Raw genomic sequence first — 24176 nt, forward strand, 5'->3', positions numbered from 1 at the left:
CCCGGACCCCGTCCGCCGGTCCCGGCACCTCCGCCCGTCCTCGTCGGCACTCCTGCGCCGCTGCGGTCGCACCGCGCCGGTCCGGGCGCGTCCTGGGACCCGTCCGGCGTCGCCGCACCGGTCGGGGACCGCCTGCGCGGGGCCGCGCGCCCTCGTGCCGGACGTCACACCCGGGGCAGGGACTCCACGCCGATGCCGCCCTCGATCGCCAGGATCCGGTGCAGCCGGGTGGCCACCAGCAGGCGCTGCATCTGCGGCGGCACGCCGCGCAGCACCAGGCGTCGGCCGATGCGGCCGGCCCGCCGGTGGACCCCCATGATCACCCCGAGTCCGGTGGCGTCCCAGGAGTCGAGTCCGGACAGGTCGAGCACGAGATCGCCGACCCCGTCGTCGACGGCCGAGTGCAGGACCGTACGGGCGTCCGCCGCGCTGCGGACGTCGAGGCGGCCCCCGACGACCAGCTCGGCGTGGTCGCCCCTGATGTACATATGCGCTCCCCGAGAGTGCGGTGGCGAACTCCGTGACGATGACTGTGCAACCTTTGACTGCTTCAGCAGCCACCTGGTTGCCGTCTGTAAGCGAACCGATACCGAATTCACCCCCGGGGGTGATCCCCCCGGGGTCTGTGCGGTTTCGGCGCCGATACGTACCCGGCGTTTCAGTACGTGTAGAAGCCCTGCCCGCTCTTGCGCCCGATGTCACCGGCGTCAACCATCCGGCGCATCAGCTCCGGCGGCGCGAACTTCTCGTCCTGGCACTCGGTGTAGATGTTGCCGGTGGCGTGCAGCAGGATGTCCACGCCGGTGAGGTCCGCGGTGGCCAGCGGGCCCATGGCGTGGCCGAAGCCCAGCTTGCAGGCGAGGTCGATGTCCTCGGCGGAGGCGACGCCCGACTCGTACAGCTTGGTCGCCTCGACGACGAGCGCCGAGATCAGGCGGGTCGTCACGAAGCCGGCCACGTCACGGTTGACGACGATGCAGGTCTTGCCTACGGACTCGGCGAACTCCCGGGCGGTGGCGAGGGCTTCGTCGCTGGTCTTGTAGCCGCGGACGAGCTCGACGAGCTGCATCATCGGCACCGGCGAGAAGAAGTGCACCCCGACGACCCGCTCGGGGCGCTCGGTGGCCGCCGCGATCTTGGTGATCGGGATGGCGGAGGTGTTGGAGGCGAGCACGGCGTCCTCGCGCACGATCTTGTCGAGCGCGCGGAAGATCTCGTGCTTGACCTCCAGCTTCTCGAAGACGGCCTCGACGACGACGTCGGCGTCGGCGACGGCGTCCAGGTCGGTGGTCGCGGTGATACGGGCGAGCGCGGCCTCGGCGTCCTGCGCCTCCAGCTTGCCCTTGGCGACGAACTTGTCGTACGACGCCTTGATCCCGTCGGTGCCACGCTTGAGCGCCTCGTCGGTGACGTCACGCAGGACGACGTCCCAGCCCGCCTGCGCGGAGACCTGGGCGATGCCGGAACCCATGAGGCCGGCTCCGATGACGGCAAGCTTCCGTGCCACTGTGCGACTCCCCTACTGCAACCGTGACTAACACGCTGTTTATGTCTGACTCTTCGGCGGACCCTAGCGCTCGCACGGCGCTGTGTGACCGGTTAGTAACGCGCGTCACGTCTCATCTGACGGACATCACACCGGCAGGCGCCGGAGCCCGCCCCGGACGGCGTATCGGGGCATCCCGGCCTCGCCGTGAGGGGTGGGGCACACGGGTGTTCCGCACCGGCGGGGCGTCACTACGCTGGCCTCATGGTCAATCTGACACGCATCTACACCAGGACCGGCGACCAGGGCACCACCGCCCTCGGCGACATGAGCCGGGTCGCCAAGACGGACCCGCGGATCTCGGCGTACGCCGACGCCAACGAGGCGAACGCCGTGATCGGCGTCGCGATCGCGCTGGGCGCCCTGGACGAGGAGATCGTCACGGTCCTCGGCCGCGTCCAGAACGACCTGTTCGACGTGGGCGCGGACCTGTCGACGCCGGTCGTCGCGGACCCGGAGTTCCCGCCGCTGCGGGTGGAGCAGTCCTATGTCGACCGGCTGGAGGCGGACTGCGACCGCTTCAACGCGGAGCTGGAGAAGCTGCGGTCGTTCATCCTGCCGGGGGGCACCCCGGGCGCGGCCCTGCTGCACCAGGCGTGCACGGTCGTACGCCGGGCCGAGCGCTCGACCTGGGCGGCCCTGGAGACGCACGGCGAGGTGATGAACCCGCTCACCGCGACCTACCTCAACCGGCTCTCGGACCTGCTGTTCATCCTGGCCCGTACGGCGAACAAGGCGGTCGGGGACGTGCTCTGGGTCCCGGGCGGGGAGCGCTGAGCGCAGCGCCCCCGGCCCGCGGCGCTCAGCGGCCGGTGTCGTCCCGCGCCGCGTCCCGGTCCGCCCGGGCGAGCGCCGACTCGGCGGCGTCCACCTTCTGCCGCATCCCGCTGTAGCCGGCGGGGGTGGCGGGGGCCTTGCCCGTGGTGCCGCCGGGGCCGGTGCAGCCGAGGGTGAGGCCCGCCAGCAGGGCGACGGCGGCCGCCGCCAGGGTTGTGCGGCGCATCAGCTCCGCCCCCCGCCGTCGCCCTTGCCGTTGTCGTTGTCCTGGCACCACGTCTTCACGTCGGCCAGGTCCTTCTGGCGCTGCTGGAGCGTCGTGACCAGGGACTTGCGGAAGGTGAGCCGGTCCTGGAGGTACGTCTCGACCGCCTTGTGCCCGGCCGCCTCCGCGTTGTCCACGCGCTGCTGGAGGCGGGCGACCGAACCGCGGGTGCCGGCGTCCCCGTTCAGCCGCGTCAGGGCGCGGTCGATCCGGTCGTCGAGCTTCGGCAGCCGCTTGCAGAGGGCCTGCGCTCCGTCGTCCGTCGGGACGGGCGCGGGGGTGGTGAGGGCGGTCGCGGCCGTCGTACCGCCCGCCAGCAGGGCCGCCGTGGCGAGCCCCACGAACAGGTGCCTTCGCCGTGCGTGCATGTCCTCCTCCGTTCCCGGACGGCCACCGTGGCCGTCCGACGCGTCGGAGGTTAGGAAGTCTCTTTGGGGAAACTCTGTGACCGGTTTGCCCCGGCTGTGCCGATCAGCCAGTCGCGGCGGCCGGGCAGGTCCCCGCCGGTCGACGGCAGCCGCACCTCGAAGCGGGCACCCGCCCCGGCCGGGCCCTCGGTCACGCCGACGGTCCCCCGGTGCAGCGCGGTCTGCTGGGCCACCAGCGTCAGACCGAGTCCGGAACCGGAGCTGGCGGGGCCCCGCCGGAACCGCTCGAAGACCCGGGCGCGGTCCTGCGGCGGCACCCCCGGTCCCCGGTCGTCGACCGTGACCACGATCTGCTCCCCGGCGCGCCGGACCCCGACCGCCACGGTCGCCCGGCCCTGTGCGTCGCGTCCGTGAGCCAGCGCGTTGGCCAGCAGGTTGTCCAGGAGCAGCCGCAGTCCCGGCTCCCAGCCGTGGACCGTCAGCCCGGGCGCCGCGTCGAGGGTGATCCGTGCGTCGGGAGCCCGCCGTCGGGCCTGGGCCACCGAGGCGTCCGCCGCCTCCGTCACGTCCACGTCGCGCAGCGCCTCCGCCTCCACCAGGTCCCCGCGGCCCAGCTCCCGCAGCATCACCAGCAGGCCGAGCAGCCGGGCGTGTTCGCCGCGCAGGTCGGCCAGCACCTCCGTGCGGTCCGGCTCCGGGAGCTCGGGGTGGGCGGTGAGGATGTCGAGGTTGGTGCCCATGCTCATCAGCGGGGTGCGCAGTTCGTGGGAGGCGGCCGCGGAGAAGGAGCGGGCGGTGTCGAGCGCCTCGGCGGTGCGGGCGGCCTGTTCGTCGTAGCGGGCCAGGACCGTGCGCAGGGTGGCCGCGAGTTCGTCGACCTCGGTGACTCCGGTCGGCTCGTCGGGCAGCCGGGCGGTGCTGGTGCGCGGGTCGAGTCCGGCCGTACGGCGGCCAAGACGCCTGAGCGGACCGGCCGCGCCGGAGGCGATGCCCCAGGCCAGCAGGCCGGACAGGGGTGCGGCGAGCAGCGACGTCACGGCCACCCGCCGCCTGACCAGGCGCAGTTGGGCGCGGTCGGCGGCGTCGGGCGAGAAGACCCACAGGGTGCCGGAGCCGTGCACGGTGGTGAGCGGCACCGACAGCGCGCGCCAACTGGTGCCGCCCGCCCGCACGGTGACCGGTCCCGGCGTCCGGCGCGGCAGTGCGACCGAGGCGTCCGGCTGCGGCCCGCCGCTGAAGGTGCCGCCGGGCCCCACGACCCGTACGCCGACGTCGAGGACCGCGCTGTACAGCCGCCGCTCCCGGGTGTCGGCCGCCTTGGGCCGGTCGGCGGCGGAGACGCGCAGCAGGGCGCGTGCGTCCGGCACCACGGCGGCGGCGCGGGCTCGCAGATGGTCGTCCTCGGCGCGGTGCAGATCGCGGGAGACCAGTTGGAGCAGCAGCCAGCCGGAGGCCAGCACCAGCAGCGGCACGGTCACCCCGACCGCGAGCCCGATCCGGGTCGACAGCCTCACGACGGCTCGCCCCGCAGCACGAAGCCCACCCCGCGCACGGTGTGCACCAGCCGCCGCTGTCCGTCGGCCTCCAGCTTGCGCCGCAGATAGCTGACGAAGGTGTCGACTGCGTCGGTGCGGACGTCGACGTCGTAGCCCCAGACCCGCTCCAGGAGCTGGTCGCGGGTGAGGACCAGTCCGGCGTTGCGGGCGAGCACCTCCAGGAGCTCGAACTCGCGCCGGGTCAGTTCCAGGCTCCGCCCGTCCCGCAGCGCCGTACGGGCGGCCGGGTCGATGACCAGGCCCGCCACCCGCAGCACCTCCCCGGCCGGCGGCCTGCGTCGCAGCAGCGCCCGCAGGCGCAGCACCAGCTCCTGGAGGGCGAAGGGCTTGACCAGATAGTCGTCCCCGCCCGCCTGGAGCCCGGCTATCCGGTCGGCGGTCTCGTCCAGTGCCGAGAGCATCAGCACGGGGAGGTCCTGGCCGTCGGCGCGCAGTCGCGCGCACACCTCGATGCCGCTCGTGCCGGGCATCGACACATCGAGGACGAGCAAGTCCGGCGGCGCCTCGCGGACGGCGTCCAGGGCGGCCCGTCCGCTGTCCGCCGTCCGCACGGAGAAGCCGCTCAGCCGCAGTCCGCGCTCCAGCGAGCGCCGGATGGCCGGGTCGTCGTCCACCACCAGAACCGTCCCGGGGCAGGCCCTGTCACTCATGCGGTCAGCGTACGGCGCCCGGTCGCACGGGGGTGCGGCACGGTGTGCGACGCAGGGTGCGCCTGAGGCTGTTGGGGCAACGGGCTATCCTCGCACCGGAGTTGAGGACTCCACTTCTCAACTGCCATAGTGGTCCAGACCTATTGACCTATGGTCCAGACCTTTCTATTCTCACGGGCACCGTGGGCGTGAAGGCTCAGTTACGCCCCTCCCCCCAACTCCCCCTGAGGAGGCGCGGAATGCGCTTCAGACAACGAGCGACGGCAGGGCTCGCCACCCTGCTGCTCCCCCTGGCGGGCCTGGTCGGCCTCGCGAGCCCCGCTCAGGCCGCGACCACCGCCACCGCCACCTACGCCAAGACCCAGGACTGGGGCACCGGCTTCGAGGGCAAGTGGACGGTGAAGAACACCGGCACCACGGCCATCAGCTCCTGGACGATCGAGTGGGACTTCCCCTCCGGCACGTCCGTCACCTCCGCCTGGGACGCCGACGTCACGTCCTCCGGCACCCACTGGACGGCCAAGAACAAGTCCTACAACGGCGCCCTCGCCGCCGGCGCCTCCGTCTCCTTCGGCTTCAACGGCGCCGGCACCGGCTCGCCCTCCAACTGCAAGCTCAACGGCGGCAGTTGTGACGGCGACACCACGGTCCCCGGCGACAGCGCACCCAGCGCGCCGGGCACCCCGACCGCCTCCGGCATCACCGACACCTCGGTGCAGCTGTCCTGGAGCGCCGCCACCGACGACAAGGGCGTCAAGAACTACGACGTCCTGCGCGGCGGCACCAAGGTCGCGACCGTGACGACGACCTCGTACACGGACACCGGTCTCACCGCCGGCACCGACTACTCGTACACCGTCCAGGCCCGCGACACCGCCGACCAGACCGGTCCGGTCAGCGGCGCCGTCTCGGTGCACACCACCGGTGGCACCACCACTCCCCCGCCCACCGGCGACAAGGTCCGCCTCGGCTACTTCACCGAGTGGGGCATCTACGGCCGCAACTACAACGTCAAGAACCTGGTGACCTCGGGCTCGGCCGCCAAGATCACGCACATCAACTACGCCTTCGGCAACGTCACCAACGGCCAGTGCGCGATCGGCGACTCCTACGCCGACTACGACAAGGCCTTCACCGCCGACCAGGCGGTCAGCGGCGTCGCCGACACCTGGGACCAGCCGCTGCGCGGCAACTTCAACCAGCTCCGTGAGCTGAAGGCCAAGTACCCGAACATCAAGGTGCTGTGGTCCTTCGGCGGCTGGACCTGGTCCGGCGGCTTCGCGCAGGCCGCGGCCAACCCGACCGCCTTCGCCAACTCCTGCTACAACCTGGTCGAGGACCCGCGCTGGGCCGACGTCTTCGACGGCATCGACATCGACTGGGAGTACCCCAACGCCTGCGGTCTGTCCTGCGACAGCAGCGGTGCGGCGGCCTACAAGAACCTGATGCAGGCCCTGCGCGCCAAGTTCGGCTCGAACAACCTGGTCACCGCGGCCACCACGGCGGACGGCACCTCCGGCGGCAAGATCGACGCCGCCGACTACGCGGGCGCCTCGGCGTACGTCGACTGGTACAACGTGATGTCGTACGACTTCTTCGGCGCGTTCAACGCCCAGGGCCCGACCGCCCCGCACTCCCCGCTCACCTCGTACAGCGGCATCCCGACGCCCGGCTTCACCACCGCCGACGCGATCGCCAAGTTCAAGGCGAAGGGCGTGCCCGCCAGCAAGCTGCTCATCGGCATCGGCTTCTACGGCCGCGGCTGGACCGGCGTCACCCAGGCGGCGCCCGGCGGCACCGCGACCGGCCCGGCGGCCGGCACCTACGAGCAGGGCATCGAGGACTACAAGGTCCTCAAGACGTCCTGCCCCTCCACCGGCCTCGTCGCCGGCACGGCGTACGCCTTCTGCGGCAACAACTGGTGGTCCTACGACACCCCGGCCACCATCGGCACCAAGATGGCCTGGGCCAAGTCGCAGGGACTCGGCGGCGCCTTCTTCTGGGAGTTCAGCGGCGACACCAGCAACGGTGAGCTGGTGAGCGCCCTCAACAGCGGACTGTCGTAGAACAGTTCGGAGGCTGAAAGACCGACGCTCCCCTGGACCTGGTCCAGGGGAGCGTTGTCGTACGGGGGGACCGTCAGGCCGAGCCTCAGGCCACGTTCACCCTCCCCCAACCGCTCCGCGGCCGGGGGGGGACCGTCAGGCCGAGCCTCAGGCGACGTTCACCCGCTGTCCGGGCGGGGCCGCCTCCAGCCAGGCGAGAAAACCGGTCAGCGCGTCCTCGCTCATCGCCAGTTCCAGACGGGTGCCGCGGTGCAGACACGCGAGGATCACCGAGTCGGACAGCAGCGCCAGCTCCTCCTCGCCGTCGGGCAGCCGGCGGCCGGCCACCTCGATCGACGCGCGCTCCAGGATGCGACGCGGGCGGGGGGCGTAGGAGAAGACCCGGTACCACTCGATGCGGTCGCCGTTGTAGCGGGCGACGCCGTAGCTCCAGCCCTTGCCGCTGGTGTCGGACTTCTCGAGGACGTCCCAGCGCAGGCTGCAGTCGAAGGTGCCGCCCGAGCGCTGGATGAGTCTGCGCCGCAGTCCGAAGACGAACAGCCCCACCACCACCAGGGCGACGACGATTGCGCACACAGTCAGAGCGAGGACCATCGGCACCGACCTCCTCGTCTCCTAGAGAACCGTAAATAGATAACGGAACGGAAAAAACATCCAGATCTGCCTCAGCCGCGACCGGCACCGGATCGCTCCGGTCCCAGCCGCGGCTGAGGGACGTCATGGCACAGCGCGCCTGCTAGCGCGCTGCCGCCGCGCGCAGTCGTACGTCCGCACGACGCTCGGCGTGGGCGTCGCCCTCCGCCTTCGCGCGCTCCAGCTCACGCTCCTCGCGCTGGACGTCGATCTCGTCCGAAAGCTCGGCGATCTCGGCCAGCAGCGACAGCTTGTTGTCCGCGAACGAGATGAAACCGCCGTGCACCGCGGCGACGACCGTTCCCCCCTCACGCGTACGGATGGTCACCGGGCCCGACTCCAGCACACCGAGCAGCGGCTGGTGACCGGGCATGACGCCGATGTCGCCGGACGTGGTGCGCGCGACGACCAGGGTCGCCTCGCCGGTCCAGACCTCTCGGTCGGCCGCGACCAACGCGACGTGCAGCTCAGCAGCCAAGGTTGGCTCCTCGGGTCACCACCCGGCGGGTCTGCCGGGTGTTGGTTACAAGTCTAGTGGGCGTGACGAAGGGGGCGGGACGCGCCCGCCCCCTCGTCAAGAGCGCGAGGCTCAGGAGACGCCCAGCTCCTTGGCGTTGGCCTTGAGGTCCTCAATGCCACCGCAGAGGAAGAACGCCTGCTCCGGGAAGTGGTCGTAGTCGCCGTCGATGATCGCGTTGAACGCCACGATCGACTCGTCCAGCGGCACGTCCGACCCGTCGACGCCGGTGAACTGCTTGGCGACGTGGGTGTTCTGGGACAGGAAGCGCTCCACACGACGGGCACGGTGGACGACGAGCTTGTCCTCCTCGCCGAGCTCGTCGATACCGAGGATCGCGATGATGTCCTGGAGGTCCTTGTACTTCTGGAGGACCGTCTTCACGCGCATGGCGGTGTTGTAGTGGTCCGCCGCGATGTAACGCGGGTCCAGGATGCGGGACGTGGAGTCCAGCGGGTCCACGGCCGGGTAGATGCCCTTCTCGGAGATCGGACGGGAGAGAACCGTCGTCGCGTCGAGGTGGGCGAACGTGGTGGCCGGGGCCGGGTCGGTCAGGTCGTCCGCGGGGACGTAGATCGCCTGCATCGAGGTGATCGAGTGACCACGGGTCGAGGTGATGCGCTCCTGGAGGAGACCCATCTCGTCGGCCAGGTTCGGCTGGTAACCCACCGCGGAGGGCATACGGCCGAGCAGGGTCGAGACCTCGGAACCGGCCTGCGTGAAGCGGAAGATGTTGTCGATGAAGAACAGCACGTCCTGCTTCTGCACATCGCGGAAGTACTCCGCCATGGTCAGACCGGCCAGGGCCACGCGCAGACGGGTGCCCGGGGGCTCGTCCATCTGGCCGAAGACAAGGGCGGTCTTGTCGATGACGCCCGAGTCGGCCATCTCCTCGATGAGGTCGTTGCCCTCACGGGTGCGCTCACCGACACCGGCGAACACGGAGACACCGTCGTGGTTGTTGGCGACGCGGTAGATCATCTCCTGGATGAGCACCGTCTTGCCGACGCCGGCACCACCGAACAGACCGATCTTTCCACCCTTGACGTACGGGGTGAGAAGGTCGATGACCTTGACGCCGGTCTCGAACATCTCGGTCTTCGACTCGAGCTCGTCGAAGTTCGGGGCCTTGCGGTGGATGGACCAGCGCTCGCCCTCGTACTTCTCGTCGACGTTCAGCACCTCGCCGAGGGTGTTGAACACCTTGCCCTTGGTGAAGTCGCCGACCGGGACGGTGATGCCCGTGCCGGTGTCGGTCACCGGGGCCTGGCGGACCAGACCGTCGGTGGGCTGCATCGAGATGGTGCGGACCAGGCCGTCACCCAGGTGCTGGGCGACCTCCAGGGTCAGCGTCTTCTTCTCGCCCTCGTTCGCCGGGTCTGCGACCTCGACGTGCAGGGCGTTGTAGATCTCCGGCATCGCGTCGACGGGGAACTCCACGTCGACGACCGGGCCGATGACCCGGGCGACGCGGCCCGTGGCAACGGCCGTCTCAGAAGTCGTCGTCATTACTTGTCACTCCCCGCGGTCGCGTCGGCAAGGGCGCTGGCGCCACCGACGATCTCGCTGATTTCCTGGGTGATTTCGGCCTGGCGGGCCGCGTTGGCAAGACGGGAGAGCGTGTTGATCAGCTCGCCCGCGTTGTCGGTCGCCGACTTCATCGCGCGGCGCGTGGCGGCGTGCTTGGAAGCAGCCGACTGGAGCAGCGCGTTGTAGATGCGGCTCTCGACGTAGCGCGGCAGCAGGGCGTCGAGGACGTCCTCCGCCGAGGGCTCGAAGTCGTAGAGCGGGAGGATCTCGCCCTGCGGCGCCGCCTCCTGCGCGACCTCTTCGAGGCTGAGCGGGAGCAGACGGTCGTCGAGCGCCGTCTGCGTCATCATCGACACGAACTCGGTGAAGACGATGTGGAGTTCATCCACGCCGCCGTCGGCCGTGTCCGCCTCGATGGCCTCGATCAGCGGAGCCGCGACCTTCTTGGCGTCCGCGTAGGAGGGCTCGTCGGTGAAGCCCGACCACGACTCCACGACCTTGCGCTCGCGGAAGTTGTAGTGGGCCAGACCGCGCCGGCCGACGATGTACGTGTCGACCTGCTTGCCCTCGGCCTCCAGGCGCGCGGTCAGCTTCTCCGCGGCCTTGATGGCGTTGGAGTTGAACGCGCCTGCGAGACCGCGGTCGCTCGTCAGGAGCAGCACCGCGGACCGCACGACCGTCTCGGCCTGCGTGGTCAGCGGGTGCTTCGTGTTCGAGCCGGTACCGACCGCCGTGACCGCGCGGGTGAGCTCGGTCGCGTACGGCGTGGAGGCCGCCACCTTGCGCTGTGCCTTGACGACACGCGAGGCGGCGATCATCTCCATCGCCTTCGTGATCTTCTTGGTCGCGGTGACGGATCGGATGCGACGCTTGTAGACCCGGAGCTGGGCTCCCATGAGTCAGGTCCCTTCCTTACGTCACTTGGCCGCGGCCGGGGCGTCCTCGCCGAGAAGCTTGCCGTCCGAGGTCTCGAACTGCTTCTTGAAGGCGGCGATCGCGTCGGCAACAGCGGTGAGGGTGTCGTCCGACATCTTGCCGCCCTCCTTGATGGAGGTCATGAGGCCCTGCTCCTTGCGGTGCAGGTACTCAAGCAGCTCCTTCTCGAAGCGGCGGATGTCGGCGACCGGGACGTCGTCCATCTTGCCGGTGGTGCCGGCCCACACGGAGACGACCTGGTCCTCGGTCGGCATCGGCTGGTACTGAGCCTGCTTGAGCAGCTCCACCAGACGCTGACCGCGCTCCAGCTGGGACTTCGACGCGGCGTCCAGGTCGGAACCGAAGGCGGCGAACGCCTCCAGCTCGCGGTACTGGGCCAGGTCGAGGCGCAGACGGCCGGAGACCTGCTTCATCGCCTTGTGCTGCGCGGAACCACCGACTCGGGAGACGGAGATACCGACGTTCAGCGCGGGGCGCTGACCGGCGTTGAACAGGTCCGACTCCAGGAAGCACTGGCCGTCGGTGATGGAGATGACGTTGGTCGGGATGAACGCCGAGACGTCGTTGGCCTTCGTCTCGACGATCGGCAGACCCGTCATCGAACCGGCGCCCAGCTCGTCGGAGAGCTTCGCGCAGCGCTCCAGCAGACGGGAGTGCAGGTAGAAGACGTCACCGGGGTAGGCCTCGCGGCCCGGCGGGCGACGCAGCAGCAGGGACACGGCGCGGTACGCGTCGGCCTGCTTCGAGAGGTCGTCGAAGATGATGAGGACGTGCTTGCCCTCGTACATCCACTGCTGACCGATGGCCGAACCGGTGTACGGCGCCAGGTACTTGAAGCCGGCCGGGTCGGACGCCGGGGCGGCGACGATGGTCGTGTACTCCAGCGCGCCGGCCTCTTCGAGGGCGCCACGCACGGAGGCGATGGTCGAGCCCTTCTGGCCGATGGCGACGTAGACGCAGCGGACCTGCTTCTTCGGGTCGCCCGAGCGCCAGTTGTCGCGCTGGTTGATGATCGTGTCGACGGCCAGGGCGGTCTTGCCGGTCTGGCGGTCACCGATGATCAGCTGACGCTGGCCGCGGCCGACCGGGGTCATCGCGTCGACGGCCTTGTAGCCGGTCTCCATCGGCTCGTGCACCGACTTACGGGCCATGACGCCCGGAGCCTGAAGCTCCAGGGCGCGGCGGCCGGACGTCTCGATCTCGCCGAGGCCGTCGATCGGGTTGCCGAGCGGGTCGACGACGCGGCCGAGGTAGCCCTCGCCCACCGCGACGGAGAGGACCTCACCGGTGCGGTGCACCGGCTGACCCTCCTCGATGCCGCTGAACTCACCGAGGACGATGGCGCCGATCTCGCGCTCTTCCAGGTTCAGCGCGAGGCCGAGGGTGCCGTCCTCGAACTTCAGCAGTTCGTTGGCCATGGCCGAGGGAAGACCCTCGACCTTCGCGATGCCGTCGCCGGCAAGGGTGACCGTACCGACCTCCTCGCGCGAGGCCGCGTCCGGCTTGTACGACTGGACGAAGTTCTCCAGCGCGTCCCGGATCTCCTCCGGCCGGATCGTGAGCTCCGCCATCTGGGTTCCCTGCTCTCCTTGTTGGGCCCGAAGTTTCACTTTGGGGGGATGGGGACTCCCCCCTGAAAGAGGTGAATCCTCTGCACGGCCCAACCAGGGCCGTAATTGCTTACGTACTGCTTATTGAATTGCCGCGGGGGTGCTAGCTCGCCAGTCGGCGGCCGGCGTCCTCGACACGGTCCGCGACGGAGCCGTTGATGACCTCGTCACCGACCTGCACCCGCATCCCGCCGACGACCGCGGGGTCCACGTCGAGGTTGAGGTGCATCCTGCGGCCGTAGAGCTTCGCAAGGGCGGCGCCCAGGCGCTGCTTCTGCGTGTCGCTGAGCGGCACCGCCGAGGTGACGACGGCGACGGCACGGTCCCGGCGCTCGGCGGCGAGCGTGGACAGGGACTCGAGTCCCGTCTCCAGGCTACGTCCGCGCGCGGCGGTCACCAGACGCGTCACCAGACGCTCGGTGGTGGCCTTCGCCCGGCCGCCGAGCAGCCGGTTCAGCAGCTCGGTCTTGGCCGCGGCGGTCGCCTTGCGGTCGGTCAGCGCGGCGCGCAGCTCGGTGTTCGAGGAGACGATCCGGCCGAACCGGAACAGCTCGTCCTCGACGTCGTCGAGCGTGCCCGCCTTCTCCGCGGCGGTGAGGTCGGCGATGCTCGCCAGCTCCTCCAGCGCGTCGACCAGGTCGCGAGGCTGCGACCAGCGCGAGCGCACCGTGCCTGCCACCAGGTCGGCGGTCGTGCCGCTGACCTGGCCGGCGAGCAGGCGCTGGACCAGCTCCGCCTTGGCCTCACCGGCCTGCGCCGGGTCGGTGAGGACCCGACGCAGCGACACCTCGCGGTCGAGCAGCGCGGTGACGGCGGCCAGCTCGTCGGCGAGCCGGGCCGCGTCCACGGACGTGGAGTCCGTCAGCGCGTCGAGACGCTCACGGGCAGCTGCGAACGCCTCGCGGCTCGCTCCGTGTGCTGTCATCGAGCCGCCTCGGCCTTCTCCTCGAGCTCGTCGAGGAAGCGGTCGATCACTCGGCTCTGGCGGGCGTGGTCCTGAAGGGACTCACCGACCAGCTTGCCGGCCAGATCGGTGGCGAGCTTGCCGACGTCCTGCCGGAGCGCGGACGCGGCGGCCTTGCGGTCGGCCTCGATCTGCGCGTGACCGGCGGCGACGATCTCCTCGCGCTGCCGCTGGCCTTCCGCGCGCATCTCGGCGATGAGCGTGGCGCCCTGCTCCTGCGCCTCCTGGCGCAGCCGCGCGGCCTCGTGGCGGGCCTCGGCGAGCTGGGCCTTGTACTGCTCAAGGACGCTCTGGGCCTCGGTCTGTGCGGCCTCGGCCTTCTCGATACCGCCCTCGATGGCCTCGCGACGCTCTTCCAGGACCTTGTTGATGGTCGGAAGAAGCTTCTTGGCGAGGAAGCCGAAGACGATGACGAAGGCGATCAGGCCGATGACGAGCTCCGGCCACGGCGGAATGAGGGGGTTCTCCTTCTCCGCCTCGGCCGCCAGCTGAACCAGGGGGTTCACATCAGTGCCTTTCGTCGAATGGGGCTGTCGCTGTCGTTCGTCTTAGTAGACGAACGGCATGACGAGGCCGATGAGGGCCAGCGCCTCACAGAAAGCGAAGCCGAGGATCTGGTTGGCGCGGATCAGACCGGCCGCCTCGGGCTGGCGGGCGAGGGCCTGGGTGCCGTTACCGAAGATGATGCCGACGCCGACGCCCGGGCCGATCGCGGCGAGGCCGTAACCGATGGAGCCGAGGTTGCCGTCAACCGCAGCGAGGGTCTGGAGAGCGGACATGCCGGTTCTTCCTTCTCTTTCAGTGACCGGTGGGGGTTGGCCACCGGATGTCTCTTGGGTGAGGGAGCGACTCAGTGGTGCTCGGCGAGCGCGCCCTGGATGAAGGTGCAGGTCAGGAGGACGAAGACGTACGCCTGGACAGCCTGGATGAAGAGCTCGAAGGCGGTCATCACGATGACCATCACGAACGAGACGGCCGAGTACGCGATACCGATGCCGTTCAGCATGTACCAGCTGGCGATCGTGAAGAGCAGCAGCAGGGTGTGGCCGGCGAACATGTTCGCGAACAGTCGGACGGCGTGCGTGAACGGGCGGACCAGCAGGTTCGAGAAGAACTCGATGGTCATCGACAGCGGCAGCACCGCACCGAGCGACTTGTCGTAGCCGGTGACGTTCTTGAAGAAGCCGACGAAACCGTGGCGCTTGAACGTCAGCGAGACCCAGGTGACGTAGACGATCAGGGCGAGCACCGCCGGGTAGGCGATGATCGAGGTCACCGGGAAGGAGGCGACCGGGATGATCGACCAGAGGTTCATCATCCAGATGAAGAAGAACAGCGAGACGGCGAGGGGGACGTACTTCTCGCCCTCACGCTTGCCGATCGTCTGGTAGACGATGCCGGTCCGGACGAAGTCGTAGCCGGCCTCGGCGACCATCTGGAGCTTGCCCGGGATGAGCTTCGGCTTGGCGAAAGCGGCCCAGAAGAAGCCCACCACGATGATGGAACCGAGCAGTGCCAGCAGCATCGGCTTGTTGAAGTACAGGCCGTTGGTGTCGCCCCAGAGCGGCTCGAACATGAACGAGTGCAGGCCCGGAGCCGGGAAGCCACACCCGTCGAACAGGTGGCAGCTCGTGTCGAAAGCGAGCGTCTGCGTCGGGTCAGCACTCACCGCGGGCTCCTTCATCGTGGCGCATAGGTACGGCAACCTCGTTGTGTCGGCGCGGCACGGGGCCGCGGTTCGGCACGGGACTGGTGTAACGGATGTGGGGGCGGCTGAGGGGCATCTCGCCTCGCGATCGAACAGGCGTCAGCTCGGATGCCCGCGCCCGCGATGCCGCAGTTGGCACCGGACGATAGCAGGATCTCTCGTGCGGCTTTATCCCGGCCCTACCCCTCACGGCTGGCGACCCGGCTTTTCGGGCCCGTCACCCTTCGAAGAGGAGGTCGAATCGGGTTCGACGTAGAGAATCTTGGACTTCATGTGAGCACGCGTCTGCGCGGCGATCCACGTGAGGGTGCCGGCGACGAGCGTGAGCGCGAAGGCCCGGGGGTTGAACAGCGTCGTGTGCTTGAAGGCCGCGACAAAAATGAACAGCAGCAGGATCTGCGCCGCGTAGAGCATCAGACCCATTGCCTGGAACAGGTGCGGAAGCGATCTGGCGGTGCGCTGCAGAACGTAGAGCCCGATTCCCATGAAGAGGATCACGATCAGCGTCGCGACGATCGCCCCGACCGCACCCTTGCCACCCGCGACCACGCCGCTGACGACGGCGGCGATCGCGCCGACGGCAGCCGTGGGCACAGCGGCCTGGGCCAGGATCCGGACGTCGTTGGACGGCATGGCGGCAACTCCGCTTTCAAGGGGGGCAGGGGTGTCGTCATGGACGAGCGTAGCCCCGGGTCGAGTGTTGGTGACCTCGCGCCAAGGGACCGTCGCATTACGGTCCTTCGGCTCCACCCCGGGTTCTCGTGAACCGTATCACAAACTATTTGATGAGGTCTTTACCTGGTAGGTGTGCTCGCTGTCACACATGAGACTGACGCTGCGCGTCTGTGCAAAAACACGGCCAACATGTCTGGTATTGGGGTGCTTTGCTCCCCCACGACTTGGCAATGCTCTAGTCAGATTCTTACCTTGTGATGTCAACGGACACGTGCGCGGGCGCCGATTGCGGTCGCCCCGTTGACCCCTGACGCCCCGTGCATCCCGGCCGCGACCGGGGCCAGTTCCTCGTCCCCGGGCACGTCCTCGGCAGGTGCGTCCTCGGCGGCCACGGCCGCGGCCGGAGCGGCCTCTGCGTCCGGCACCCGCTCCTCCGGCGGCGCCTCGGCGGCTGCCTGCGCGTCGGCCGCTGCACGGGCCCTGCGGCGCCGGTAGCGCGGCGGCACGAACGCCTCGGCCCAGCGGGGGGCGCGCGGCGCGAACCGCGGCAGCAGAAGCAGCACCAGGCCCAGCGCGCAGAGGAAGACCACGCCGAGCACGATCCACATGGACGCCGCGTTCACGGAGTAGGCGAGCGCGCCGAAGGAGATCAGCGCGGACCAGAAGTACATGATCAGCACCGCGCGGCTGTGCGAGTGCCCGATCTCCAGCAGCCGGTGGTGCAGATGCCCGCGGTCCGCCGCGAACGGCGACTGGCCGCGCCAGGTGCGCCGCACGATGGCCAGGACCAGGTCCGCGGCCGGGATCGCGATGATGGTCAGCGGCATCAGCAGCGGGATGTAGACCGGCACCATCTGGTGCACGGCGCTGCGCTCGGACCCGGAGAACAGCTTCATCACGTCCGGGTCGACCTGCCCGGTGACGGAGATCGCGCCGGCCGCCAGCACCAGGCCGATCAGCATCGAACCCGAGTCGCCCATGAAGATCCGCGCGGGATGCGCGTTGTGCGGCAGGAAGCCCAGGCACATGCCCATCAGGATCGCCGCGAACAGCGTGGCCGGGGCGGCCGCCTCGATGCCGTACGAGTACCAGATCCGGTAGGCGTACATGAAGAACGCGGCCGCCGCGATGCACACCATGCCGGCGGCCAGACCGTCGAGACCGTCCACGAAGTTGACCGCGTTGATCGTGATGACGACCAGCGCGACCGTCAGCAGGGTGCCCTGCCACTGGGTCAGCGCCACCGTGCCGACACCCGGCACCGGCAGCCACAGGATCGTCAGACCCTGCATGACCATCACACCGGCGGCGATCATCTGGCCGCCCAGCTTGATCAGGGCGTCGATCTCGAACTTGTCGTCCAGGACGCCGATCAGCCAGATCAGCGCCGCTCCGGAGAGCAGCGCCCGCGGCTCGTTCGACTTCTCGAAGACCTCGTTGAGGTTGGTGAGGTGGTCCGCGACCAGCAGTCCGGCGCACAGGCCGAAGAACATCGCGATCCCGCCGAGCCGCGGAGTGGGCTCCCGGTGCACGTCACGTGCCCGGATCTCCGGCATCGCTCCGGCCACGATCGCGAACTTGCGTACCGGCCCTGTCAGCAGATACGTCACCGCGGCCGTGATGCAGAGCGTCAGCAGGTATTCACGCACGGGCTTCCCCACAGGTCTCGCAGGCCATCTCAGCCCCACACCCTAGCGAGGCACGCATACGGTTGGGGACTTCCGGGTAGCGACGATGGTTGCACGTGAGTCTGTGCACCCGTGTGCGCCTACCCCCGTTCAGCCGGAATACGGCGGAAATTCCAGTGCCAGTTGCCGTGCCTCCTCCCGGCCCCGGACGCTGTCGACGTCGCCCCGCAGCACGCTCGCGAGCAGCACGGCGATCCGCGTCATCTCCGCCTCCCCCATGCCCTGCGTGGTCACCGCGGCGGTGCCCAGGCGCAGGCCACGGGCGTCGCCGTGAGGCAACGCACAGCAGTCCAGGACCATCCCGGCCGCCGCGAGCCGCCCCCGCGCCGCGCGCCCGTCGACGCCGAGCGGCCCCGGATCGGCGGTGATCAGATGGGTGTCGGTCCCGCCGGTGGTGACGACAAGCCCCTCCGCCGCCAGCCCGGCCGCCAGCACCTTGGCGTTGGCGACCACCTGATGGGCGTAGAGCGTGAAGGCGGGCGTCGCCGCCTCGCCGAACGCCACCGCCTTCGCGGCGATGGTGTGCATCTGGGCGCCGCCCTGCGTGAACGGGAAGACGGCCCGGTCCACCCGTTCGGCGAGGTCCCGGCCGCACAGGATCATGCCGCCGCGGGGCCCGCGCAGCACCTTGTGCGTGGTGGCGCAGACGATGTCGGCGTACGGCACCGGGCTGGGCGCCGCTCCCCCCGCGACCAGCCCGATGGGATGGGCCGCGTCCGCGATGAGGGCGGCGCCCACCTCGTCGGCCACCTCCCGGAACAGGGCGTAGTCGAGGTGCCGGGGGTAGGCGATGGAACCGCACACGATCGCCTTGGGCCGGTGCGTACGGGCCAGGGTGCGCACCTGGTCGTAGTCGATCAGGCCGCTCTCGGCGTCGACGCCGTACCCCACGAAGTCGAACCAGCGTCCGGAGAAGTTGACCGGCGAGCCGTGCGTGAGATGGCCTCCGTACGGCAGCCCGAGGGCGAGGACCGTGTCGCCGGGCCGCAGCAGCGCGGCGTACGCGGCGAGGACGGCGGACGAGCCGGAGTGCGACTGCACATTGGCGTGCTCGGCGCCGAACAGCGCCTTCGCCCGGTCCACCGCGATCCGCTCGGCGACGTCCACGAACTCGCACCCGCCGTGGTGACGGGCCCCCGGATACCCCTCGGCGTACTTGTTCGCCAGCGGTGAGCCGAGCGCGGCCAGCACGGCCGTCGAGGTGAAGTTCTCGGCGGCGATCAGCTGCAACGACGTCGACTGCCGGTCCCGCTCGCCGAGCAGGACGTCGGCCAGCTCGGGGTCCTGCCGGCGCAGGACGTCGGCTTCGAGGACTTGGGTGACGGCCATGATGGACTCCGGACGCGTCGACGGTGACGTACGTCCAATGTAGGCCGGGGGCACCCGCGGCGCCCGGCACCGCCGGGGCGCGTCCTACATCCGCGCCGGTACTCCGGTGAGCGCCGTCACCACCGGATCCAGCGCCTCGTGTATCTCGTCGCCGATGGACCGGAAGAACGGCAGGGGCGCCCCGTACGGGTCGTACACCTCGTCCGCCTCGGCGGTCGGGGCCAGCAGCCAGCCGCGCAGCGCCGCGGCCGCCCGCACCAGCGCGCGGGCCCGCATGACCACGCCGTCCTCCAACGGCGGCAGGGTCGCCGGGTCGATCGCGCGGACCAGCCGGGTGAACTCCTTCAGCGTGAACGTGCGCAGCCCCGCCGAGTGGCCCATCGAGATGACCTGCGCCCGGTGGTCGCGGGTCGCCGTCAGGACCAGGTCGGCCGTGATGACGTGCTCGTCGAGGAGCTCCCGGCCGACGAAGCCGGAGGCGTCCGCGCCGAACTCGGCCAGCACGGTCTCCGCGTTGGCCTCCATGGGCGCGCCCTCGTGGCCCCACGTGCCCGCGCTCTCCACGATCAGCCCGCCGCTCAGCAGACCGCCGAGCCGGTCCGTCACGAAGTGGCGGGTCAGACGCTCGGTGATGGGCGAACGGCACACGTTTCCGGTGCTGACGTGGAGGATGCGGAAGGTGTCACGCGGGAACCCGAAGGTGCCCGTCACTTCCCCGCTGCCTATGCCACGCATGGGGGTGCCCCCTGCGCGCGGGCGGCCGGGAGCTCGGGGCCGAGGGGGGCCGTCAATTCGCCACCTCGAGGTCGGGTACGACCTTGCGCAGCTCCTCCGCGGAGATCGCGCCGGCCCGCAGCAGCAGCGGCACCTCACGGGTGACGTCGACGATCGAGGACGGCACGTTGCCGGGGGTCGGGCCGCCGTCCAGGTAGACGGAGACGGAGTCGCCCAGCATCTCCTGCGCGGCGTCGCAGGTCTCGGGGGACGGGTGTCCGGTCAGGTTCGCGGAGGAGACGCCCATCGGGCCGACCTCGGTCAGCAGCTCGATGGCGACCGGGTGCAGCGGCATCCGCACGGCGACGGTGCCACGGGTGTCCCCGAGGTCCCACTGGAGCGACGGCTGGTGCTTGGCGACGAGCGTGAGCGCGCCCGGCCAGAAGGCGTCGACCAGCTCCCAGGCCAGCTCGGAGAAGTCCGTGACGAGGCCGTGCAGGGTGTTCGGGGAGCCGATGAGGACGGGCGTGGGCATGGAGCGGCCCCGGCCCTTGGCGTCGAGGAGGTCGGCGACGGCCGCCGAGGAGAACGCGTCGGCGCCGATGCCGTACACCGTGTCCGTCGGCAGCACCACGAGCTCGCCCCGGCGGACGGCGGACGCGGCTTCGCGCAGACCGGTCACTCGGTCGGTCGCGTCGTTGGTGTCGTATCGCCGTGCCATCTAGCGGGCCTCCTCGTACACGTACTGCTGGACTGAAGTCGGGGACGCGCCGGTCACGGCATCGCCTTGCGGGCGGTCGCGAACCGGGGGCGGTTGTTGAGGTCGGGGTGGTCGGCCGCGTCGGCCCAGCCCTTCTCCTCGGTGAAGATCCACGGCACCTGGCCGCCCTGGGTGTCGGCGTGCTCGACGACGACGACACCCCCGGGGCGCAGCAGCCGGTGCGCAGTGCGCTCCAGGCCGCGGATGAGGTCGAGGCCGTCCTCGCCCGAGAACAGGGCGAGCTCGGGATCGTAGTCCCGCGCCTCGGGAGCGACGTACTCCCATTCGGTCAGCGGGATGTACGGCGGGTTGGAGATGACCAGGTCGACCTGGCCGTCGAGGTCGTGGAAGGCGGCCAGGGCGTCTCCCTGGCGCAGGTCGACCCTGGACCCCTCCATGTTCTTGCGGGTCCACCGCAGGGCGTCCTCGGACAGCTCCACGGCGTGCACGCGCGAGCGCGGCACCTCCTGGGCGAGCGCGAGCGCGATGGCGCCCGAGCCGGTGCACAGGTCGACGATCAGCGGCTCGACCACGTCCATGGCGCGTACGGCGTCTATGGCCCAGCCGACCACGGACTCCGTCTCCGGGCGCGGCACGAAGACCCCGGGGCCGACCTGGAGCTCCAGGTAGCGGAAGAAGGCTCGGCCGGTGATGTGCTGGAGCGGCTCGCGCTGCTCACGGCGCGCGATGACCTCCCAGTAGCGGGCGTCGAAGTCCGCGTCCTTCACGGAGTGCAGCGCGCCCCGCTTCACGCCGTGCACGAACGCGGCGAGCTCCTCCGCGTCGTTGCGCGGCGAGGGCACGCCGGCGTCGGCCAGCCGCTGGGTGGCCTGGGCCACCTCTGCGAGCAGCAGGTTCACGCAAGTCCTCCGTGTCGTACTCGTCCTCGTACGTGGGTACGTCCGCCCTTACGCGGCCGCGAGCTTGGCGGCCGAGTCCGCGTCGACGCAGGCCTGGATCACCGCGTCCAGTTCGCCGTCCAGGACCTGGTCCAGGTTGTACGCCTTGAAGCCGACGCGGTGGTCCGAGAGCCGGTTCTCCGGGAAGTTGTACGTACGGATCTTCTCGGAGCGGTCGACGGTGCGGACCTGGCTGCGGCGGGCGTCGGCGGCCTCCCGCTCCGCCTCCTCCTGAGCCGCTGCAAGGAGCCTGGAGCGCAGGATACGCATCGCCTGCTCCTTGTTCTGCAACTGGCTCTTCTCGTTCTGGCAGGAGGCGACGACTCCGGTGGGCAGGTGCGTGATGCGCACCGCGGAGTCGGTGGTGTTGACGGACTGGCCGCCGGGGCCGGACGAGCGGTAGACGTCGATGCGCAGGTCGTTCGGGTTGATCTCCACGTCGACCTCCTCGGCCTCCGGGGTGACCAGCACGCCCGCCGCCGAGGTGTGGATGCGGCCCGCGGACTCGGTGGCCGGCACCCGCTGCACGCGGTGCACGCCGCCCTCGTACTTCAGCCGGGCCCAGACGCCCTGGCCGGGCTCGGTGGCGCCCTGGCCGCCCTTGGTCTTCACCGCGACCTGGACGTCCTTGTAGCCGCCCAGCTCGGACTCGGTGGCGTCGATGATCTCGGTCTTCCAGCCGATGCGCTCGGCGTAGCGCAGGTACATGCGCAGCAGGTCGCCCGCGAACAGCGCGGACTCGTCGCCGCCCGCGCCCGCCTTGATCTCCAGGATGACGTCCTTGTCGTCGCTGGGGTCGCGCGGGACGAGGAGCAGCCTCAGCTTCTCCGTAAGCTCCTCGCGCTGCTTCTCCAGCTCCTTGACCTCGGCGGCGAAGTCCGGGTCGTCGGCGGCCAGTTCGCGCGCGGTCTCGATGTCGTCGCCGGTCTGCTTCCAGGAGCGGAAGGTGCCGACGATCGGGGTGAGCTCGGCGTAGCGCTTGTTCAGCTTGCGCGCGTTCGCCTGGTCGGCGTGGACCGACGGGTCGGCGAGCTTCGTCTCCAGGTCGGCGTGCTCACCGACGAGTTCCTCGACGGCCTCGAACATCTTGGGCTCCTGTACTGCGTTGCGAAGGGGAAGACGGGCGACCAAAAACGCCGGTCCCGGGCGCGCCCCGGTGAGGGGCGCGGCCGTGGACCGGCGAATTGGGGCTCGCTACTTCTTGGAGCCGGCAGCAGCCTTGCCGAAGCGGGCCTCGAAGCGGGCCACACGGCCACCGGTGTCGAGGATCTTCTGCTTGCCCGTGTAGAACGGGTGGCACTCGGAGCAGACCTCGGCCCGGATGGCTCCGGACGTGATGGTGCTACGGGTGGTGAACGACGCGCCACAGGTGCAGCTGACCTGCGTCTCGACGTACTCGGGGTGGATGTCGCGCTTCAAGGTGTCTCCTAGTTTCGGGAGGGCGCCGGGTCGCCGCCGCGGGATGCGGGAGCGTGAACCGGAGCCGACGTACCAGTCTGCCAGGACTGGCCGCATCCCCCAAAACCGAGAGGTGGGCGCATCTATTCCCCGCGCCCCCGCGAGGGGCTCAGGACGAGGTCACGACGCCCTTGGCGCCACCGCTCGCGGTGCCCTCGGTGGCGGCCCTCGGCACGGCCCGGTCGGCCTTCAGGGCGTCCCAGACCAGTTTCGCCTTCGCGTCGGCGACGACAACGCGGTTGGGGTCCGCGGGGTCGAACCGCACCGGAAGGGTGACCATGGTCATATGGGACGGACTGATCTTCTTCAGCCCGTTCGTGAAGTCGAGCAGGGAGTTCACCGAGCCCAGCTCGGAGTCGGTGGTGACGGCCTTGGTGGCGGTGTCGGCGAGGTCGACCAGCTCGGTGGGGCTGGTGAAGAGGCCGACGTTCTTGACCTGGGTGACCAGGGCCTTGAGGAACGCCTGCTGGAGCTGGATCCGGCCGAGGTCCGAGCCGTCGCCGACGCCGTGCCGGGTGCGGACCAGGGCGAGCGCCTGCTCGCCGGTGAGCCGATGGGTGCCGGCCTTCAGGTCCAGATGGCTCTGGTGGTCGCTGATGTCGCGGGTGGTGGTGACCTCGACGCCGCCGAGTTCGTCGACGAGCCGCTGGAAGCCGCTGAAGTCGACCTCCAGGTAGTGGTCCATGCGCATCCCGCTGAGGGCCTCGACCGTCTTCACCGCGCAGACGGCGCCACCGGTGGAGTACGCGGAGTTGAACATCACCCCGGTCGCGGCCGGGTGCACGTCGCCGTGGGCGTCCGTGCACGCGGGACGGTCGACGAGGGTGTCGCGCGGGATGGAGACCACGCCGGCCTTCTTGTGGCCCTTGTAGACGTGCACGACCATCGCCGTGTCGGAGCGGGCGCTGCCGTCGTCGGTGCCGCCGCCGAGCTTCTTGTTGGCGCCGGAACGGGAGTCCGAGCCCAGGACCAGGATGTTCTCGGAGCCGTTGTCGGTCTTCGGGGGCCGGTCGGTGCCCAGCAGCTGGTTGATGTCGATCGACTTGAGGTTGTCGTTGAGCCTGAGGAACAGATAACCGCCGCCCGCGCCGCCGAGCGCGACGATGCCGGCCGCCGTCCAGGCCGTGATCAGCAGGCTCCTGCTGCGGCCCTTCGGCCGTCGGCGGGGGCCGCTGGTACCGGGCTCACCGGGTATGGCGGGCTCCGGCGTCTTGTCGGCAGACATGTACTCCTCGACTCTCCGCGTCGCTCGACCGGGGGAAACCCCTGTCGCCTTATCGTCACTCCATCCGGTCAGACGGGTGAACTCGAGCACGAGGTTGCCCGACCCACCGTGTTCCCCCGCTGCCCGCGCGTACACCGCGCGCGGCCGCCGAACCGGGCCGCACGGCGCTCACCTGCGGCTTCCGCCGGCGGGCCGTCCCGGCCCCACCACGACCCCGCGGGAGCCCGCTGTGGCGAAGCTCTCGCCGCACAACCCGGCACCGGCGGCAACACGACGGCGCGGGGCGCGGGAGGGGCCGGGAG

The 24176-nt window shown here is 70.1% G+C and carries 26 protein-coding genes; 2 read left to right on the forward strand and 24 right to left on the reverse strand.

The window, feature by feature from the left end:
• Positions 1 to 164: 164 nt before the first annotated feature.
• Both FNH09_RS28685 and FNH09_RS28690 read right to left on the reverse strand, forming a co-directional pair.
• Positions 165 to 488, reverse strand: coding sequence for an STAS domain-containing protein (locus FNH09_RS28685; RefSeq protein WP_152892817.1), 324 nt, complete (start codon positions 486 to 488; stop codon positions 165 to 167).
• 170 nt (positions 489 to 658) lie between these two features.
• Positions 659 to 1507, reverse strand: a complete 849-nt coding sequence (locus FNH09_RS28690) for a 3-hydroxybutyryl-CoA dehydrogenase (RefSeq protein ID WP_162469248.1) — start codon at positions 1505 to 1507, stop codon at positions 659 to 661.
• Between the two features lie 243 nt (positions 1508 to 1750).
• On the opposite strand from FNH09_RS28690, the gene FNH09_RS28695 reads away from it, so the two are divergent.
• On the forward strand, positions 1751 to 2323 hold the full coding sequence (locus FNH09_RS28695) for a cob(I)yrinic acid a,c-diamide adenosyltransferase (RefSeq protein ID WP_152892818.1): 573 nt from the start codon (positions 1751 to 1753) through the stop codon (positions 2321 to 2323).
• A gap of 25 nt (positions 2324 to 2348) precedes the next feature.
• On the opposite strand, the gene FNH09_RS28700 is transcribed toward FNH09_RS28695, so the two are convergent.
• The 4 genes from FNH09_RS28700 to FNH09_RS28715 are packed head-to-tail and all read right to left on the reverse strand — an operon-like array spanning position 2349 to position 5162.
• Complete coding sequence (locus tag FNH09_RS28700; RefSeq protein ID WP_152892819.1) at positions 2349 to 2549, reverse strand: hypothetical protein; 201 nt, start codon at positions 2547 to 2549, stop codon at positions 2349 to 2351.
• Positions 2549 to 2956: a hypothetical protein gene (locus FNH09_RS28705; protein ID WP_152892820.1), complete on the reverse strand. Its 408-nt coding sequence runs from the start codon at positions 2954 to 2956 to the stop codon at positions 2549 to 2551. Before FNH09_RS28705 ends, FNH09_RS28700 begins: the two co-directional genes overlap by 1 nt.
• Positions 2957 to 3006: 50 nt before the next feature.
• Positions 3007 to 4470, reverse strand: coding sequence for an ATP-binding protein (locus FNH09_RS28710; RefSeq protein ID WP_162469249.1), 1464 nt, complete (start codon positions 4468 to 4470; stop codon positions 3007 to 3009).
• Positions 4467 to 5162, reverse strand: coding sequence for a response regulator transcription factor (locus tag FNH09_RS28715; RefSeq protein WP_152892821.1), 696 nt, complete (start codon positions 5160 to 5162; stop codon positions 4467 to 4469). The genes FNH09_RS28710 and FNH09_RS28715 overlap by 4 nt, the downstream gene beginning before the upstream one ends.
• A gap of 239 nt (positions 5163 to 5401) precedes the next feature.
• Here FNH09_RS28715 and FNH09_RS28720 point away from each other — a divergent pair, with 239 nt between their 5' ends.
• Complete coding sequence (locus FNH09_RS28720) at positions 5402 to 7228, forward strand: glycoside hydrolase family 18 chitinase (RefSeq protein ID WP_152892822.1); 1827 nt, start codon at positions 5402 to 5404, stop codon at positions 7226 to 7228.
• A 147-nt stretch (positions 7229 to 7375) separates the two neighbouring features.
• Here FNH09_RS28720 and FNH09_RS28725 read toward each other — a convergent pair whose 3' ends face one another.
• The 18 genes from FNH09_RS28725 to FNH09_RS28810 form a co-directional block, all read right to left on the reverse strand.
• Positions 7376 to 7822, reverse strand: a complete 447-nt coding sequence (locus FNH09_RS28725) for a DUF2550 domain-containing protein (protein ID WP_152892823.1) — start codon at positions 7820 to 7822, stop codon at positions 7376 to 7378.
• Between the two features lie 142 nt (positions 7823 to 7964).
• Complete coding sequence (locus tag FNH09_RS28730; RefSeq protein WP_152892824.1) at positions 7965 to 8339, reverse strand: F0F1 ATP synthase subunit epsilon; 375 nt, start codon at positions 8337 to 8339, stop codon at positions 7965 to 7967.
• Between the two features lie 111 nt (positions 8340 to 8450).
• Complete coding sequence (atpD, locus tag FNH09_RS28735; RefSeq protein WP_152892825.1) at positions 8451 to 9887, reverse strand: F0F1 ATP synthase subunit beta; 1437 nt, start codon at positions 9885 to 9887, stop codon at positions 8451 to 8453.
• Entirely contained in the window at positions 9887 to 10804 is a 918-nt protein-coding gene (locus tag FNH09_RS28740) for a F0F1 ATP synthase subunit gamma (RefSeq protein ID WP_152892826.1), read from the reverse strand. The genes atpD and FNH09_RS28740 overlap by 1 nt, the downstream gene beginning before the upstream one ends.
• Positions 10805 to 10825: 21 nt before the next feature.
• Positions 10826 to 12415, reverse strand: a complete 1590-nt coding sequence (gene atpA / locus FNH09_RS28745; RefSeq protein WP_152892827.1) for a F0F1 ATP synthase subunit alpha — start codon at positions 12413 to 12415, stop codon at positions 10826 to 10828.
• A gap of 142 nt (positions 12416 to 12557) precedes the next feature.
• The gene (locus tag FNH09_RS28750) at positions 12558 to 13379 is read right to left on the reverse strand and encodes a F0F1 ATP synthase subunit delta (RefSeq protein WP_152892828.1); all 822 of its coding nucleotides are present in this window, start codon (positions 13377 to 13379) and stop codon (positions 12558 to 12560) included.
• The gene (locus FNH09_RS28755) at positions 13376 to 13924 is read right to left on the reverse strand and encodes a F0F1 ATP synthase subunit B (protein WP_162469250.1); all 549 of its coding nucleotides are present in this window, start codon (positions 13922 to 13924) and stop codon (positions 13376 to 13378) included. Before FNH09_RS28755 ends, FNH09_RS28750 begins: the two co-directional genes overlap by 4 nt.
• A gap of 42 nt (positions 13925 to 13966) precedes the next feature.
• Entirely contained in the window at positions 13967 to 14197 is a 231-nt protein-coding gene (atpE, locus tag FNH09_RS28760) for an ATP synthase F0 subunit C (protein ID WP_103780068.1), read from the reverse strand.
• A gap of 71 nt (positions 14198 to 14268) precedes the next feature.
• A complete protein-coding gene (gene atpB, locus FNH09_RS28765) occupies positions 14269 to 15102 on the reverse strand; it encodes a F0F1 ATP synthase subunit A (RefSeq protein WP_152892829.1) in 834 nt (277 codons plus the stop codon).
• Between the two features lie 210 nt (positions 15103 to 15312).
• The gene (locus FNH09_RS28770) at positions 15313 to 15759 is read right to left on the reverse strand and encodes a Cg1360 family ATP-synthase-associated protein (RefSeq protein ID WP_152892830.1); all 447 of its coding nucleotides are present in this window, start codon (positions 15757 to 15759) and stop codon (positions 15313 to 15315) included.
• 302 nt (positions 15760 to 16061) lie between these two features.
• Entirely contained in the window at positions 16062 to 17450 is a 1389-nt protein-coding gene (locus tag FNH09_RS28775; protein WP_162469251.1) for an MraY family glycosyltransferase, read from the reverse strand.
• 129 nt (positions 17451 to 17579) lie between these two features.
• Positions 17580 to 18818, reverse strand: a complete 1239-nt coding sequence (locus FNH09_RS28780) for a serine hydroxymethyltransferase (protein ID WP_152892831.1) — start codon at positions 18816 to 18818, stop codon at positions 17580 to 17582.
• An 84-nt stretch (positions 18819 to 18902) separates the two neighbouring features.
• Complete coding sequence (locus tag FNH09_RS28785) at positions 18903 to 19553, reverse strand: arsenate reductase/protein-tyrosine-phosphatase family protein (RefSeq protein ID WP_152892832.1); 651 nt, start codon at positions 19551 to 19553, stop codon at positions 18903 to 18905.
• 52 nt (positions 19554 to 19605) lie between these two features.
• Positions 19606 to 20253 (reverse strand): L-threonylcarbamoyladenylate synthase, encoded by a 648-nt coding sequence (locus FNH09_RS28790; protein WP_152892833.1) that lies wholly within the window; start codon positions 20251 to 20253, stop codon positions 19606 to 19608.
• 53 nt (positions 20254 to 20306) lie between these two features.
• On the reverse strand, positions 20307 to 21152 hold the full coding sequence (prmC, locus tag FNH09_RS28795; protein WP_162469252.1) for a peptide chain release factor N(5)-glutamine methyltransferase: 846 nt from the start codon (positions 21150 to 21152) through the stop codon (positions 20307 to 20309).
• 48 nt (positions 21153 to 21200) lie between these two features.
• Positions 21201 to 22277 (reverse strand): peptide chain release factor 1, encoded by a 1077-nt coding sequence (gene prfA / locus FNH09_RS28800; RefSeq protein ID WP_152892834.1) that lies wholly within the window; start codon positions 22275 to 22277, stop codon positions 21201 to 21203.
• A gap of 108 nt (positions 22278 to 22385) precedes the next feature.
• Positions 22386 to 22610 (reverse strand): 50S ribosomal protein L31, encoded by a 225-nt coding sequence (gene rpmE, locus FNH09_RS28805; protein ID WP_003997877.1) that lies wholly within the window; start codon positions 22608 to 22610, stop codon positions 22386 to 22388.
• 148 nt (positions 22611 to 22758) lie between these two features.
• Positions 22759 to 23874 carry an LCP family protein gene (locus FNH09_RS28810; protein WP_152892835.1) on the reverse strand — a complete coding sequence of 372 codons (1116 nt, stop codon included), beginning with the start codon at positions 23872 to 23874 and terminating at the stop codon, positions 22759 to 22761.
• Positions 23875 to 24176: the final 302 nt, after the last annotated feature.

The organism is Streptomyces adustus, assembly GCF_009377175.1.
Classification (GTDB): domain Bacteria; phylum Actinomycetota; class Actinomycetes; order Streptomycetales; family Streptomycetaceae; genus Streptomyces; species Streptomyces adustus.